This window comes from Azoarcus taiwanensis (genome assembly GCF_012910885.1).
Taxonomy (GTDB): Bacteria; Pseudomonadota; Gammaproteobacteria; order Burkholderiales; family Rhodocyclaceae; genus Azoarcus_F; species Azoarcus_F taiwanensis.
On sequence record NZ_WTVM01000032.1, the window covers coordinates 1 to 15,063 of the forward strand.

Annotated in this window: 17 protein-coding genes; 15 read left to right on the plus strand and 2 right to left on the minus strand. The window is 64.0% G+C overall.

The genetic code is table 11. The features are described 5' to 3' along the window. The 6 genes from GPA21_RS07195 to GPA21_RS07220 form a co-directional block, all read left to right on the plus strand. Positions 1-265 (plus strand): hypothetical protein (locus GPA21_RS07195; RefSeq protein ID WP_425483692.1); only part of this gene is annotated, 265 nt, incomplete at its 5' end. Positions 266-407: 142 nt separating this feature from the next. After that, on the plus strand, positions 408-854 hold the full coding sequence (locus tag GPA21_RS07200) for a TIGR03757 family integrating conjugative element protein (RefSeq protein WP_042928635.1): 447 nt from the start codon (positions 408-410) through the stop codon (positions 852-854). Continuing rightward, the gene (locus GPA21_RS07205; protein ID WP_042928634.1) at positions 851-1,795 is read left to right on the plus strand and encodes a TIGR03756 family integrating conjugative element protein; all 945 of its coding nucleotides are present in this window, start codon (positions 851-853) and stop codon (positions 1,793-1,795) included. The genes GPA21_RS07200 and GPA21_RS07205 overlap by 4 nt, the downstream gene beginning before the upstream one ends. 10 nt (positions 1,796-1,805) lie before the next feature. Further along, on the plus strand, positions 1,806-3,212 hold the full coding sequence (locus tag GPA21_RS07210) for an integrating conjugative element protein (RefSeq protein WP_168987536.1): 1,407 nt from the start codon (positions 1,806-1,808) through the stop codon (positions 3,210-3,212). Then, positions 3,209-3,562 (plus strand): hypothetical protein, encoded by a 354-nt coding sequence (locus GPA21_RS07215; protein ID WP_023121123.1) that lies wholly within the window; start codon positions 3,209-3,211, stop codon positions 3,560-3,562. Before GPA21_RS07210 ends, GPA21_RS07215 begins: the two co-directional genes overlap by 4 nt. A 15-nt stretch (positions 3,563-3,577) precedes the next feature. After that, positions 3,578-5,110 (plus strand): conjugal transfer protein TraG N-terminal domain-containing protein, encoded by a 1,533-nt coding sequence (locus GPA21_RS07220; RefSeq protein ID WP_168987537.1) that lies wholly within the window; start codon positions 3,578-3,580, stop codon positions 5,108-5,110. 28 nt (positions 5,111-5,138) lie between these two features. On the opposite strand, the gene GPA21_RS07225 is transcribed toward GPA21_RS07220, so the two are convergent. After that, on the minus strand, positions 5,139-5,507 hold the full coding sequence (locus GPA21_RS07225; RefSeq protein WP_041106822.1) for a DUF3742 family protein: 369 nt from the start codon (positions 5,505-5,507) through the stop codon (positions 5,139-5,141). Between the two features lie 223 nt (positions 5,508-5,730). Here GPA21_RS07225 and GPA21_RS07230 point away from each other — a divergent pair, with 223 nt between their 5' ends. From GPA21_RS07230 to mobH, 3 genes are all read left to right on the plus strand, one after another. Further along, on the plus strand, positions 5,731-6,489 hold the full coding sequence (locus GPA21_RS07230) for a type IV toxin-antitoxin system AbiEi family antitoxin domain-containing protein (protein WP_168987538.1): 759 nt from the start codon (positions 5,731-5,733) through the stop codon (positions 6,487-6,489). After that, the gene (locus tag GPA21_RS07235; RefSeq protein WP_168987539.1) at positions 6,482-7,402 is read left to right on the plus strand and encodes a nucleotidyl transferase AbiEii/AbiGii toxin family protein; all 921 of its coding nucleotides are present in this window, start codon (positions 6,482-6,484) and stop codon (positions 7,400-7,402) included. The genes GPA21_RS07230 and GPA21_RS07235 overlap by 8 nt, the downstream gene beginning before the upstream one ends. A 202-nt stretch (positions 7,403-7,604) precedes the next feature. Next, on the plus strand, positions 7,605-9,461 hold the full coding sequence (gene mobH / locus GPA21_RS07240; protein WP_168987540.1) for a MobH family relaxase: 1,857 nt from the start codon (positions 7,605-7,607) through the stop codon (positions 9,459-9,461). On the opposite strand, the gene GPA21_RS07245 is transcribed toward mobH, so the two are convergent. Further along, positions 9,458-10,021, minus strand: coding sequence for a recombinase family protein (locus GPA21_RS07245; protein ID WP_003799980.1), 564 nt, complete (start codon positions 10,019-10,021; stop codon positions 9,458-9,460). The two genes, mobH and GPA21_RS07245, sit on opposite strands and share 4 nt — an antisense overlap. 185 nt (positions 10,022-10,206) lie before the next feature. Between GPA21_RS07245 and GPA21_RS07250 the strand changes: the two genes are divergently transcribed. From GPA21_RS07250 to GPA21_RS07275, 6 genes are read left to right on the plus strand one after another with little or no spacing between them, the layout of a single operon-like run. Beyond that, the gene (locus GPA21_RS07250; RefSeq protein WP_168987541.1) at positions 10,207-10,584 is read left to right on the plus strand and encodes an ArsR/SmtB family transcription factor; all 378 of its coding nucleotides are present in this window, start codon (positions 10,207-10,209) and stop codon (positions 10,582-10,584) included. Then, positions 10,581-11,060: an arsenate reductase ArsC gene (locus GPA21_RS07255; RefSeq protein ID WP_168987542.1), complete on the plus strand. Its 480-nt coding sequence runs from the start codon at positions 10,581-10,583 to the stop codon at positions 11,058-11,060. Before GPA21_RS07250 ends, GPA21_RS07255 begins: the two co-directional genes overlap by 4 nt. Positions 11,061-11,100: 40 nt before the next feature. After that, positions 11,101-11,469 (plus strand): arsenite efflux transporter metallochaperone ArsD, encoded by a 369-nt coding sequence (gene arsD, locus GPA21_RS07260; RefSeq protein WP_011479714.1) that lies wholly within the window; start codon positions 11,101-11,103, stop codon positions 11,467-11,469. A gap of 20 nt (positions 11,470-11,489) precedes the next feature. Further along, positions 11,490-13,250 carry an arsenical pump-driving ATPase gene (gene arsA, locus GPA21_RS07265; protein ID WP_211163477.1) on the plus strand — a complete coding sequence of 587 codons (1,761 nt, stop codon included), beginning with the start codon at positions 11,490-11,492 and terminating at the stop codon, positions 13,248-13,250. 10 nt (positions 13,251-13,260) lie between these two features. Then, complete coding sequence (locus tag GPA21_RS07270) at positions 13,261-13,734, plus strand: CBS domain-containing protein (RefSeq protein WP_096244949.1); 474 nt, start codon at positions 13,261-13,263, stop codon at positions 13,732-13,734. A 1-nt stretch (position 13,735) separates the two neighbouring features. Then, positions 13,736-15,022, plus strand: a complete 1,287-nt coding sequence (locus tag GPA21_RS07275) for an arsenite/antimonite efflux transporter (RefSeq protein ID WP_168987543.1) — start codon at positions 13,736-13,738, stop codon at positions 15,020-15,022. Positions 15,023-15,063: the final 41 nt, after the last annotated feature.

A 15,063-nucleotide genomic window follows, 5' to 3' on the forward strand; every position in this document is an offset into this window, starting at 1 on the left:
CCACCAAGAATATCCACCTCCGTACGGGGAGAACCACGCAATCGGCTTCATGGTGGGCTATGTTCTCTCCGGCTCGCCTCCGGACTCCGCGGATGGCGTCAACGCTTACTTGAGACGAGTTTCGCGCTCGGTAGATCGCCTCGCCCCGAGCGACATCAGTGAAGGGACTTGGCAGAGCCTACATGCGCGCTCCAAGCCGTCGATGCCGATTCGCTTGCATCATGCGTTTCTTGGGTTCGCGGGCACCTCAGCGTCGCGCGCCTGACCTCCGCCTCCTACAGGAGGCAAACGCAATGCTCACAACGGCATAGGCATGAAACCGGCAGGGCCCGACTGCGGTTTCTTTGTCGCGCCACATCGGCACTTGAAGTCGACTGCGACCTTGATCGATTTCAAGGACACCCGATATGCCGGCCCCCTTCTTCAGGGCTTCGCCCCAGCTGCTGATCATCAGCATTGCCCCCGGACTGTGGGCAGTTCTGTTCATGTTCAGCCAGGCTGCGGTGGCGGCGGACGTGCTCGTCGTCACCGACAGCCGTCATCCGGTGCAGGCCCTGGCCGGCGTGCGTGTCATCGAGCTGGACCAGCCGGCGCACATCGAGGCCGAACTCACGGCGCACCTGCCCGCTGACCCAGCCCAGGCGGAGGCCCTGGTACGGCAGCGGCTGCTCGATGGCGGCGCCGACCTGCAGCGCCGAATCGGCCAGGCCTACCAGGGCGTCGCCGATGCCTGGGGACTGGGCATCGTCAAGATCCCTGCTGTGGTGGTCGATCGGCGCTACGTGGTCTACGGCGAGCCCGACGTGGCCCGCGCCGTCGCGCGCATCGACGCCTACCGGAGCAGCCAGCCATGAGCCTCCTGCTGGCATCCCGGCGCCTGCGCGCCACCGTCGCCTCGCTGCTGCTGAGCGCGGCCACGTCGACGTTCGCCCTGGACACCGCCACCATCGTCTCGTCGGCGCTGTCCCCCGACTGCCTGGAGTACCGCGTCGCGGGTATTTGCTACTGGCTGTACTGCACGCCATTCGGCTGCTCGGTTCGCACCTCCGTCAAGGTGCGCCACTACGTCCCCGATGCGGTGGTGTCGAGCTACTCGAACACCGGCGAGAACCCTTGGCTGGAAGTCAGGGCGATGAGCATGCCCAACCCGACCGCCAAGGCTGGCGGTGACGGCACGACCAATCACGACAACGAGAACAACCTCGCCAAGTTCAAGAACGCCGATGTCATCGGCCATCCGGCCGGGATGGTGTTCAGCCAGTTCGCCAGCGCCTCCGGCTACACCTGCAAAGGCGCGGGCACGGCCTTCATGCCGTACCTGCTGAGCACGCTCGACACGCTGGCCTGGCGCTACAACATCCCGGAAGCGCTCTACCCCGAAGCGCTCATCCCCGGTCGGCGCGAAATCGGTACGCGGACCGGCCTGAACCTCTGGGGCAACGTGTATCCCCGCGGTGGCTTCCTACACCAGACCGACGACCACAAGAGCGGCGCCGTGGTCGCGCAGCGGGCGGGCGACATCGTCACCCGCCGCAACCAAGTCCACGTTTATCAGCCGCTGCTGGCCAATGCGCGCTCCGGCTACTGGCCGGCCGGCGCGCTGATGGAGACCGACGCATCGACGGGCAAGTGGCAGGAGCTGACGCCCACGCTCTCGAACAGTTGCGTGGTCTTCCCGCACAGCCGCACCCGCGTGCAGGCCCAGCAGGGCGACTACGCCTGGGCCTTGTGGCGGCCGTACTCCTGCTGCCGGCGCCGTGGCCAGGTCTTCCTCGGCAGCGTCGATTTCATGTGAGGAACCCACGATGAACGCCTCCCTCCCTGACTTCCTGCACCGCGCGAAGTCGCCCCTGCGGGCCACGCTGCTCGTGGCGGCCATCACGCTGGTCGTCGGCGTCGCCTGGGCGCAGACCCGCATCGACCCCAATGGCGTGAACGTCAGCGGCAGCGTGATCGGCGACGACGTGCTCTACAGCATCGGCGGCGGCCGGGCCGTGTCGATGGGTGGTGCCGGCAACATGCAGAGCATCGGCGTCGGCGTCGGCTGGAACAGCAACCTGATCTGCGGCGACATGAGCATCACCACGACGCTGCAGAACCAGCTCAACGGCATCACCAACGGCTTCCAGACGATCATGAGCAACGTGATCCAGAACGCCACCAGCGCCGTGGCCTCGCTGCCGGCGCTGATCATCCAGCGCGCCGACCCGGGCCTGTACAACCTGCTCACCAACGGCATCCTGCAGGCGCGCCTGGATTTCGACCGCTCGAAGATGACCTGCCGGGCCATCGCCAATCGCATGGCGGACATGGCCGGCGGCCAGGCCGGCTGGGACCAGCTCGCCGAGGGGATGGCGCTGCGGGATGCGGTCAGCAGCACCGATGCCGTCTCCGCCATCGAGCAGGCCGAGTCCAACAAAGGGAACAACGGCGTGCCCTGGGTCGGCGGCGGCAACGCGGGCGGCTCCGGCCAGAGTTCGATCAAGGTGGTCGGCGACGTGACGCGAGCGGGCTACAACCTGCTCAACGGGCGCAGCGCCACCGATACCTCGTCGATCGCGCGCAGCGCCTGCGGCAACCGCCTGACCTGCCAGACCTGGTCGTCGCCTGGCGCGGCCGCGGCCTTTGCGAACCGCGTGCTGGGCGAACGCGAGCAACGCACCTGCGAAAACTGCACGAAGACCCAGACCACGCCTGGCGTCGGGCTCACGCCAGTGATCCAGGAAGAGTACGAGACCAAGCTGCAGGTGTTGCAGGAACTGGTGACGGGCGCCCGGCCGACGACACTGGCCAATCTCGACGCGGCCGGCAGCAGCTCGCTGCCGATCACCCGCGGCGTGATCGAGGCCCTGCGTGACGAGCCCGACCAGGACGTGCTGGGCCGGCGCCTCGCGTCCGAGGCTGCGCTGTCCAGCGTGCTGGAGAAGGCCCTGCTGCTGCAACGCACGTTGCTGACCGGCAAGAAGGAGCCGAACGTCGCCGCCAACGAGCTCGCCGTGCAGGCGGTAGACCAGGAGAACAGCGCGCTGGAGCAGGAGATCAACAACCTCAAGACTGAGCTGGAGCTGCGGCGCACGCTGGCCGGCAACTCGGCGATGGCGATCATCCAGCGCCACAGCACCCGCGCTGCCGGTTCGCGCGGCGTCTTCGAGGGCGACACCACGCGCGACCGTCTGCGGGAAGTCCAGAGGCCGCGGAGCGGTACGCCATGAGCCGGCTGGCCTGGCTGCGGCTGCCATGGCTGTTCAACCGCCGCGTCGGTGTGGCGCTGCTGTGGACCTTGCTCGTGGTCGCCGCCGCGGTGGCGGTGAACATCGCCGGCATCCACGTGGTCGGCGGCGTCGAGGGCTGGCAGCACTGGCTGCAGGCGCACGCCGGCCACTTCTTCGTGTGGCGGCTGTGCCTCTACGGAGCGACGGCTTACGGCTGGTGGTGGATGCGTCGGCGCCTGTTGCGGCGGGAGCCGTCCCGCGAGACGCATCAGCGCCTGCTGCGCACGGAGATCGCGGCCGTGATCTCCGTGGTCGCGCTGGAAGCCAGCCAACTGCTGCGGCACGGCTGAGACCGGGAGGCAGGCATGACGCTCTACACCACGGACTACCTGGAGTATTACCTGACCCTGGTAGCTTGGGTGGTCAACAACGGCATCTGGAGCATTCTCGTGGCCAGCGGCGTGTTCGCGCTGCCGTTCGTGGCCATCGTGATCCAGGAGTGGCTCAAGGCCCGCAGCGAAGGTGCGGACGAAGGCAACAAGGGCGTGCTGTCGTCGATGCGCATCGAGAACCGGGTGTGGGTGGCGATCGTGGTCATCATGTTCGCGGGCATCCCGTTCATCCCGGTGGATCTCGCCACGATCAGGTTCGACACCACGCGCTCCGCGCAATGCCAGGTCAACGTCCCGCTGCCCAACGACACGGGCTGGTCCAACGTCTACACGGCGCTCAACAACCAGAGCGCGCTGGTGCCGGTGTGGTGGTTCTTCATGCACGCCATCTCGAAGGCGGTCACCGGCGCCGCCGTGGCGGCGATTCCCTGTGGCACGGACCTGCGTCAGATTCGCATGGATGTGGATGCCACGCGCATCGACGATCCGGTGCTGGCACAGGAGGTCGCCGACTTCACGCACGACTGCTACGGGCCGTCGCGCGCCAAGCTGTTCATGAACCGGCCGACGCTTTCCGACGAGCAGATGAACGACGTCACCTGGATCGGGTCGAGCTACTTCCTCGACACGCCCGGCTTCTATGACACCTATCGCGCCAAGACCCCACGCACGGGCTGGCCCTACGACGCGACCCGCGATGCAGGGCTGGCACAGGTGGACAGCGGCGGCGGCTATCCGTCCTGCCGGCAGTGGTGGGCCGATGGCGGCCAGGGACTGCGCAGCCGGCTGCTGGCACAGGTCGACCCGGACCTGCTGACCCGCATCGGGCGCTGGGCGGGCTTCCTGTCGCAGAGCGAGGTCAATGACTCGGTGATCCGCGCCGTCGTCTCACCGCGGCAGCAGAAGATGAACCAGGGCGCCGTCTACACCGACTACGGCGGCCAGATCGACAAGACGCTGCCGAACATCGTCACGCGCGGCGCGAGCGACCTGGGGCTGACCGTCGGCTCGCTGGGCTTCTTTCCGGCGATGGACGTGGTGCGCCAGGCGCTGCCGATGGTGCTGACGATGCTCAAGATGGCGCTCGTCATCTGCATCCCGCTGGTGCTGCTGATCGGCACCTACGACCTGAAGACGGTGGTGACGGTGAGCTGCGTCCAGTTCGCGCTGTTCTTCGTGGACTTCTGGTTCCAGCTCGCGCGCTGGATCGACAGCACGATCCTGGACGCGCTCTACGGCTGGGGGTTTGGCGCGGACAGGCCGCACACGAACTTCGATCCGCTGATCGGCCTGAACAATGCGTTCGGTGACATGCTGCTGAACTTCGTCATGGCAACGATGTTCATCGTGTTGCCGACGTTCTGGGTCATGGCACTCGGATGGGCAGGCGTTCGCGCCGGAAACTTCCTGGGCGGTCTCATCACTGGCACGTCCGATGCAAAGTCGGCTGGGGGTAGTGGCTCTCGCCTTGCGATGACGGCTGTATCGAAAGGTGCTGCGAAGTAAGGAGCACTCTCTCGCGTTGATGCGGCAGCTACGGCTCGTCGGGATCGCCCATGTCGATCCGCCAGTCATCTTTGTCGTACAGGCCGACGCCCGAGTGTCCGTCTCTAAGTTCCGGCTGCTTCTCGTCGTCCTCGTCGGCGTTCCGCGCGAGCCATGCGGCGACCACTGCAAAGGCCAGCAGCAGGACGAGCCAGGATACGGTGTAGAGCAGCATGCCAAGTACGGCCAGCTTGACGATCCAGAGCACCGCCGTCGCCGCGCCCGCGGGCACCCCGCGCGTCACCAGCCAGCCGGCGACACGCTGCTCGCGGCGCAGGTATCCACGCCAGGCACGGCCAGCCCCCCGGCCCAGCCGGTGGCTCCAGCGCCCGTTGTGCGTGTTGGTGGTCATGCTCATGTGCCTCGGCTTCAGTGGTGCCTCACCTCGCGGAGTGGCCGGTCGTGGCTTGCCCTCCAGCATAGACCGCGATCAGGAGGGCGGGTTGCGGCTGGCAGAGCCGGGTCGGCCTGGGTCGCAGGGCGATTAGATTCTGCACTATAAATCAAACCTTATGCTACTTTCTCTGCACGTTCTTGCAATGGCTCTAGGGGCTGATTGGATTCCGTGTTATTTTTATAACATGGATGGAAATTCTCGGCACCAGGTAATCAAGCGGCTGCAGGCGGGACTCCCCCGCGGGGCGCCGTTCGACCTTGCCACCCTGAGCCAGTTCGGGGTGTCGCCCCAGCTCGCCGCCCACTATGCCGACGGCGGGTGGCTCGTGCGTCTGGCCCATGGCGTCTATGCCTTCCCGAACGATGAGTTCGGGGTCTACGGCGCGCTGAAGTTCCTGCAACAACGCGTGCCCGGCCTGCACGTCGGCGGCAAGAGCGCCCTGGCCCTGCAGGGGGTGCGGCACAACCTGGGTAGCCGGGAGACGCTGGTGCTGTGGGGCGACGGTCGCTTCGCGTTGCCGGCTTGGTTCACTTCGCGCTTTCCGGCCCGCTATGTCCACGCCCGCCTGTTCGACTGGCCGGATACGGCGCTGGCCAGCAAGACCCTGGCCACGCCGCCTGGCCTGCCCGAGGATCTGCGGGTGGCAGCCCCCGAGCGTGCCGTTCTGGAGCTGCTGTACGAAGCCGGCGTCAAGCAGAGCCTCGAAGAGGCCCGCAACCTCTTCGATGGACTGCGTTCCCCCCGCAAGGACGTGCTCGGGCAACTGCTGTCCTGCTGCGCCAGCGTGAAGGCCGTGCGCCTGTTCCTCACCTGGGCGCGCGAGACCAGCCTCGTGGATGTCGATGCCCTGCTGGAGCAGTACCCGGTTCGCACCGGCAGCAACACGCGCTGGATGAGCCGGCTCGATGACGGCACCTTGCTGAGCCTGAGACCTCATGGATAAGACCTACGCGGACACCGTTCGCCTGCTGCTGGCCGTCGCGCCCGACGTGTTCGCCAACGACATCTTCGCCATGAAGGGCGGCACGGCCATCAACCTCTTCGTGCGGGACATGCCGCGCCTGTCGGTGGACATCGACGTGGTGTACCTCCCGTGGCAGACGCCGCGCGACGAAGCGCTGCAAGCCATCAACCAGGAGCTGGCCGCCATCGCCGCGCGCGTTGCGCCACTGGGCGTGCAGACACGCCTGGTTCGCGCCAAGGACCTGGGAGACACCAAGCTGATCGTCGAGAACGACGCCAGCCAGGTGAAGATCGAGGTCAACGTCGTGTTCCGCGGCAGCGTGCTGCCCGTCGAGCGGCGGCCGCTGAGCGCCAAGACCAGCGATCTGTTCGGCGTCGAGTTCGAGCTGCCGGTTCTGGCACCGGACGAGCTGTACGCCAGCAAGCTGGTGGCCGCGCTGGATCGGCAGCACCCCCGCGACCTGTTCGACGTGTGGCAGCTCTACGAATCGGGCGACATCAGCGACGGCATGGTCGAGTGCTTCGTGATCTATCTGGCGGGCCACAACCGGCCGCCCCACGAAGTGTTGTTCGGCAACGACAAGGACATCGCCGGCGAGTACGAGCGGGCCTTTGTCGGCATGACGGAAGTGGACTGCTCCCTGGAGATGCTGCTCGATGCTCGCGCCAGGCTGCGGCGCGAACTGCCACAGCGACTGAGCACCGCTCACAAGCAGTTTCTGAGCGGGCTGGCGCGCGCAGAACCGGACTGGTCGCTGGTGCAATGCCAACACGCCGCTCAACTGCCGGCACTGCGCTGGAAGCTGAGCAATCTCGAAACCTTCCGCAAGCGCCGTCCCGACGACTTCGCAGCGCAATCCGCCGCCCTCGACACCGGCTTGGGCCAGAGCTGACGAACATCCTGCTGCGCCCCACTTGCCGGGATTGCCCCATGCCGCATTCATCGTGGCACCCGCGAAGCAGCGGCCCTATACCCAAAGGCTTCCGACAAAGGCCAAAGGGCTGGGAAGGGGCAAAGGAAGGGCGCCAAGGGGAAAGGCCCTATCCTGAAAAGGCCAAAAGGCGCCCCGAGCAGCCCGTCATCCGGGGTTCGCCATGCTCTCGCTGTTCCAGCGCAAAAGGGTGCCACCCGCCGCCGGCACACCGCCCACATCCGCCATCGAAACTCCGAAAGGGTCGATGCGGCCGGAGTCGGCCGCATCGCTGCTGGCCACGCCGCGCCGGCAGAAACTGCTGGAACACATCTGGCAGCGCACATCGCTCTCGCGCCGGCAGTTCGCCACGCTCTACCTCGCCCCACTGGAGCGCTACGCCGAGCTGGTCCAGCAGTTCCCGGCCTCCGAGAACCACCACCACGCCTATCCGGGCGGCATGCTGGACCACGGCCTGGAGATCGTCGCCTATGCGCTGAAATTGCGGCAGTCATACCTGCTGCCTGCGGGCGTCACGCCGGAGGCACAGGCAGCCCAGGCCGAAGCCTGGACCGCAGGCACGGCCTACGCGGCCCTGCTGCACGACATCGGCAAGATTGCGGTCGATCTGCACGTCGAGCATGCCGACGGCAGCGTCTGGCATCCCTGGCACGGCCCGCTGCGAAAGCCCTACCGCTTCCGTTACCGAAAGGAGCGCGAGTACCGCCTGCATAGCGCCGCCACCGGGCTGCTCTACGCGCGCCTTCTCGATCGGGACATCTTCGACTGGCTCAGCGGCTATCCCGACCTCTGGGCCGCGCTGCTGTACGTGCTGGCCGGCCAGTACGAGCACGCCGGCACGCTCGGCGAGCTGGTCGTGCAGGCCGACCAGGCATCGGTCGCCCAAGAACTCGGCGGCGATCCCAGCAAGGCGCTGGCGGCGCCCAAGCATGCGCTGCAACGCAAATTGCTCGACGGCTTGCGCTACCTGCTCAAGGAAGAATTCAAGTTGAACCAGGCCGGCCCGGCGGACGGTTGGCTGACCCAAGACGCCCTGTGGCTGGTGAGCAAGACCGTCTCCGACAAGCTGCGCGCACATCTGCTGTCGCAGGGCATCGACGGCATCCCGGCGAGCAACACGGCGGTGTTCAACGTGCTGCAGGATCACGGCATCGTGCAACCGACGCCGGATGGCAAGGCGATCTGGAAGGCTGCCGTCACCAGCGACGCCGGCTGGTCGCACGCCTTTACCTTCCTGAAACTCTCGCCGGCGATGATCTGGGATGCCGCCGACCGGCCGGCGCCGTTCGCAGGCCGTGTGCAGGTCGAAGAGGAACAGGCGGAGCCGACGCCGCAGGCGACAACGGTGGCCGATGGGCCGCGCGCCGAAGGCATCGAAGCTGCATCCGCGAGCACGGCGCCGATCGCATCCGCAGCCACGGACATCGGCGTGGCCGCGCTGCTCGACCTGCTGGGCGACACTGCTCCATCCACAGCGCCGGAGATCGCCGAGGCCGAGCCGGCCCCTTCGACCGTGCCCCCGCCGCAGATGAGCCTCGCGCCTTCCCAGGATCGCGCGGAGCCCTCCGGGGCGCACTTCATGGCCTGGCTGCGTCAGAGCATCCAGACGCGCAAGCTCATCATCAACGACGCCAAGGCCCTGGTGCATACCGTCGCCGGTACGACCTATCTCGTCAGCCCCGGCGTGTTCCAGCGCTACGCGCAGGAGTACCTTCAAGTCGCCGCGCTGGCCAAGCAGGAGAAGCTGGAGGGGTGGCAGTGGGTACAGAAGCGCTTCGAGAAGCTGGGACAGCACCGCAAGCAGCCGAGCGGGCTGAACATCTGGACCTGCGAAGTCACGGGGCCGCGCAAGTCGCGCCGGCTGCACGGCTATCTGCTCGCCAGCCCGGAGGCGCTGTTCCGGGAGACGCCGCCAGACAACCCATACCTGCGGCTCCTCAACGAGGCCGCAAAGCGCGAAGATTCAGCCCTTGGGGGCAAGGAGGGGTCGTCTCAGAAAACGGAAAATAAAGCACGTTAAGCTCCAATTTCGCGCAGGTACTGGTACAACGTTTCGCGGCTGATGCCAAATTCACGGGCCAGCTTTGCCTTTTGTTCGCCGGCCTTGACGCGTTGCAGAAGTTCAGCGGCGCGTTCGGGCGAAAGCGCTTTCTTGCGGCCCCTGTAAGCTCCGCGCTGTTTGGCGAGCGCGATGCCTTCCCTCTGCCGCTCGCGGATCAATGCTCGCTCGAACTCGGCGAACGCGCCCATGACCGACAACATCAAGTTCGCCATCGGCGAATCCTCGCCGGTGAAGGTCAGGCATTCTTTGACGAACTCGATGCGCACACCGCGCCTGGTCAGCTTTTGCACAAGGCGGCGCAGGTCATCGAGGTTGCGGGCCAAGCGATCCATGCTGTGCACCACCACCGTATCTCCTTCGCGCACGAAGGCCAGCAGCGAGTCAAGTTCTGGGCGCTGGGTGTCCTTGCCCGATGCCTTGTCGGTGAATACCTTTCCGACTTCGACCTGTTCCAGTTGCCGCTCCGGGTTTTGGTCGAAGCTGCTGACTCGGACGTAGCCGATACGTTGACCTTGCAAGATGCCCCCAAACAGAAAAGTGTCAGGAATAAATCTATGACCTTGAGCAGCCTGTGTCAATAAATTAAGCGATGGAGTCTATCCGGACGTTTCTGGGTAGGCTGTCCTGACGTCAGGTTAGGGCATAGTCTAAGCGGACAGAGCAACGCGCTTGCATCGTTTGATATTTGTAGTATTATTTAAATATGGAAAAGCAAGTCGCAACATCGATCTTCGAATCCCTCTCATCGGGCTTGCGCTTGGACGTGTTCAGGCTGTTGGTCAAGAAGGGGCCAGACGGCATGGTGGCGGGCGAGATTGCGAACGCGCTGGATGTGCCGCCGGCCAACCTCTCTTTTCACCTGAAGGCGCTGTCACAAGCTCGCTTGGTGACGGTTGAGCAGGAGGGCCGCTTCCAACGTTACCGAGCGAACATCCCGTTAATGTTGGATTTGATTGCGTACCTCACCGAAGAATGCTGTTCGGGTAGCCCCGATCAATGCCTTGAACTGCGTACCGCCTCGAAGTGTTCCGAGGAGTTCTTGCCGCTCCTGTCACCCACTCCAGCGAAAGCGACAACATGAATATTCTGTTTCTTTGTACCGGTAACTCCTGCCGTTCCATCCTGGCGGAAGCGACCTTCAACCACTTGGCTCCGACAGGCTGGAAAGCGATGAGTGCGGGAAGTCAGCCGACCGGGACCGTCCATCCGCGTTCCCTGGCGCTCTTGGCGCGTGAAGGTATCGACACGAACGGACTGCACAGTAAATCATGGGACAACCTGCCGCAGGTCCCGGATGTGGTCATCACCGTGTGCTCGAATGCTGCTGGGGAAACCTGTCCGGCGTATCTTGGCGCGGTACTGCGTGCGCATTGGGGTGTTGACGATCCCGCTCATGCCACAGGGACCGAAGCGGAAATCGAAGCCGCGTTCACGACGGCCTACCGTATCTTGCGGCGTCGCATCGAAGCCTTCCTCGCGCTGCCGTTGGCGCAGCTTGCGCACGACCGGACACGCTTGAAGGCGGAACTGGATCGGATTGGGGCGCTTTCGGCGTAGTTTTTTTAACTTATATTTGAATACTTGATGGAGAGTTTAAATGAAGAAGATCGAAGTGTTTGACCCATCGCTGTGTTGCAGCACCGGCGTCTGCGGCGTGGAGGTTGACCAAGCCTTGGTGACTTTTGCTGCTGATGTTGATTGGGCGAAGCAGAACGGCGCGCACATCGAGCGCTACAACCTGGCGCAGCAGCCACAGATGTTTGCCGACAACGCGACCGTAAAAGGATTTTTGCAGCGCTCCGGTCAGGGTGCGCTACCACTGATCCTGGTCGATGGTGAAGTGGCGCTCGCGGGACGTTATCCGAAGCGGGCTGAATTGGCCCTCTGGATCGGCATTGATCAACCGGCAGACGCCGCCAAGCCGGCGACGGGCGGTTGCTGCTCCGGCCCGCGTGGCTGCTGCTGAACAACATGGAGAAAACAATGATGAAATTCCTGCAACTTCCTCCCCGTTTTCTGTTTTTCACGGGCAAGGGTGGCGTCGGCAAGACCTCGATTGCCTGCGCCACGGCCATTCAGTTAGCCGAAGCCGGAAAGCGCGTCCTCCTGGTCAGTACCGACCCGGCATCCAATGTCGGGCAGGTATTTGGTGTCGATATCGGTAATCGCGTCACACCGATTCCGGCGGTTCCACGTCTTTCTGCTCTGGAGATTGATCCCGAGGCAGCGGCCAGTGCCTATCGGGAGCGCCTGGTCGGCCCGGTCCGCGGCGTGCTTCCTGATGACGTGGTGAAGGGCATCGAGGAATCGTTGTCCGGCGCGTGCACCACCGAAATTGCCGCATTTGACGAGTTCACCGCGCTACTGACCAACGCGGCACTCACGGCTGATTACGAGCACATCATCTTTGACACTGCGCCCACCGGCCACACTATCCGCTTGCTGCAACTGCCGGGTGCGTGGAGCGGCTTCCTGGAAGCCGGCAAGGGCGATGCCTCGTGCCTCGGCCCGCTGGCCGGTCTGGAAAAGCAGCGTACACAGTACAAGGCGGCTGTTGAAGCCTTGGCTGATCCGCTGCAAACCCGCCTGGTGCTGGTCGCTCGCGCCCAGCAGGCGACCTTGCGCGAGGTAGCCCGAACCCACGAAGAACTGGCAGCCATAGGCCTCAAACAGCAACATCTCGTCATCAACGGCATCCTGCCTCACGTCGAAGCCGCTACCGACCCGCTGGCCGCTGCAATCCACGAACGGGAACAAACGGCGCTGAAGAACATCCCGGCTACGTTGACTGCGCTTCCGCGTGATCATGTAGAACTCAAGCCCTTCAATCTCGTCGGCCTTGAAGCACTGCGGCAGTTGCTGACCGACCTTCCTCCACAATCACCCGCAGCGGTTGATTCCCCGATCGAACTCGACGAGCCCAGCGTGGCCGAGCTGATCGACGGCATCGCGGCGGATGGACACGGGCTGATCATGTTGATGGGCAAGGGTGGTGTAGGCAAGACAACCCTGGCGGCCGCCATCGCGGTCGAACTGGCGCATCGCGGCTTACCGGTGCATCTGACGACCTCCGATCCTGCTGCCCACTTGACCGACACACTGGATTCCTCGCTCGATAATCTGACCGTGAGCCGAATCGATCCGCATGCCGAGACCGAGCGCTATCGCCAGCACGTCCTGGAAACCAAGGGCGCTCAACTCGATGCCGAAGGTCGCGCGCTGTTGGAAGAGGATCTGCGTTCGCCCTGCACGGAAGAGATTGCGGTCTTCCAGGCGTTCTCCCGCATCATTCGCGAGGCCGGGAAAAAGTTCGTCGTCATGGACACGGCCCCGACCGGGCACACCTTGCTCCTGCTCGACGCGACGGGTGCGTATCACCGCGAAGTGTCACGACAAATGGGCAAGACCGGCGTGCACTTCACGACGCCGATGATGCAATTGCAGGACCCGAAGCAAACGAAGGTACTCGTCGTCACGCTGGCAGAGACGACGCCGGTACTGGAGGCCGCCAACCTGCAAGCTGACTTGCGCCGTGCCGGGATCGAGCCATGGGCCTGGATCATCAACACAAGCGTGGCGGCGGCTTTGGCCAAGTCGCCGTTACTGCGTCAGCGTGCGGCCAACGAGCTACGCGAAATCAGCGCCGTGGCCAATCAGCACGCGGACCGTTACGCGGTTGTCCCGCTTCTGAAGGAAGAACCGATCGGTGCAGAACGACTGCGTGCGCTCATCCATCCCCAAACATAGGAGATCGACCATGTTGATCCGGAATTACATGACGCCCGATCCGGTAACCATTCAACCTGAAACACCGGTTGAGGACATCGCGAGGCTGCTGCTTGCCCATCGCATCAACGGCGTTCCGGTGGTCGACGGCGCTGGTCGGCTGATCGGCGTTGTGACTGCGGAGGACTTGATTCACCGGGGAGCGGACGAACGGCTTGAACCACGTGAATCGATTTGGAAGGAGAATTTCTGGGTTTCCTTTCTTGGCCCAAAGGGGACACAGCGTGACAAGGCCGAGGGGCGTACTGCCGCAGAGGTAATGACCACGGAAGTGCATAGCGTCGCGCCTGCCATGCATCCCTCCGTTGCAGCCCGGCTGATGGTGGATCATCACTTAACGTCCCTTCCTGTCGTGGAGGATGGGAAAGTGATCGGCGTCATCTCCCGGATTGACCTCTTGAGCCTTCTTAAAGAACTCGAAAACCCGCTGAAAAGAGAGAATTGACGTGATTGCCGCACTCCTGATTTTTCTTGCCACTATCGTCCTGGTGATCTGGCAACCGCGCGGGCTGGGCATTGGCTGGAGTGCGACGCTTGGCGCTATCGTGGCGTTACTGTCCGGTGTCGTTCACTTCGGTGATATTCCTGTCGTCTGGCAGATCGTGTGGAACGCCACGGCCGCATTCATTGCCATCATCATCATTAGCCTGTTGCTCGATGAGGCTGGCTTTTTCGAATGGGCAGCCTTGCACGTCGCACGCTGGGGCGGCGGGAAAGGACGTATGCTGTTTGCGCTGATCATCCTGCTGGGTGCAGCCGTCGCCGCGCTTTTCGCCAACGATGGCGCAGCACTGATTCTCACGCCAATCGTCATGGCCATGTTGTTGGCACTGGGGTTCAGTCCGGCGGCAACGCTCGCCTTCGTCATGGCGGCCGGTTTCATCGCAGATGCCGCCAGCTTGCCGCTTGTCGTATCCAACCTGGTCAACATCGTCTCCGCCGACTTTTTCAATATCGGGTTCAATGACTACGCTGCGGTGATGATTCCGGTGAATATTGTCGCCATCATTGCCTCTCTGGCCGTGCTGTCGATCTATTTCCGCCGCAGCATCCCCGCACGCTACGACGTGAATCAGTTGAAACAGCCGAATGAGGCCATTCGCGATGTGGCTACGTTTCGTTTCGGCTGGGTGGTTCTGGCCCTGCTGCTGGTCGGATTCTTCGGCCTTGAGCCGCTAGGCGTGCCGGTTAGCGCCGTGGCTGCCGCAGGCGCCCTGCTGTTGCTCGTCGTCGCTGCGCGCGGGCATGTCATCAGCACCCGCAAGGTGATCCGTGAAGCGCCTTGGCAAATTGTCGTTTTCTCGCTGGGAATGTATCTCGTGGTCTATGGGTTGCGTAACCAAGGCCTGACGGAGCATATCGCAAGGCTGCTGGATTACTTCGCACAAGGCGGTGTATGGGGCGCCGCCTTTGGAACTGGCTTCCTCACAGCGCTGCTGTCCTCGGCCATGAACAACATGCCGACGGTACTGGTGGGCGCCCTGTCCATTGATGCCACAAGCGCAACGGGCGTGGTGAAGGACGCGATGATCTACGCCAATGTGATCGGTAGTGACCTGGGGCCAAAGGTCACCCCGATCGGCTCGCTGGCGACGTTGCTTTGGCTGCATGTGCTGGCGCGCAAGGGAATGACAATCACATGGGGGTATTACTTCAAGGTGGGCATTGTGCTAACCGTCCCCGTACTCGCGGCGACCCTGGCAGCGCTGGCACTGCGCCTGAGTCTCACTTGATGCGCGCGGAGCGCTGTTTGCAGACATACAGTATTGGAGTG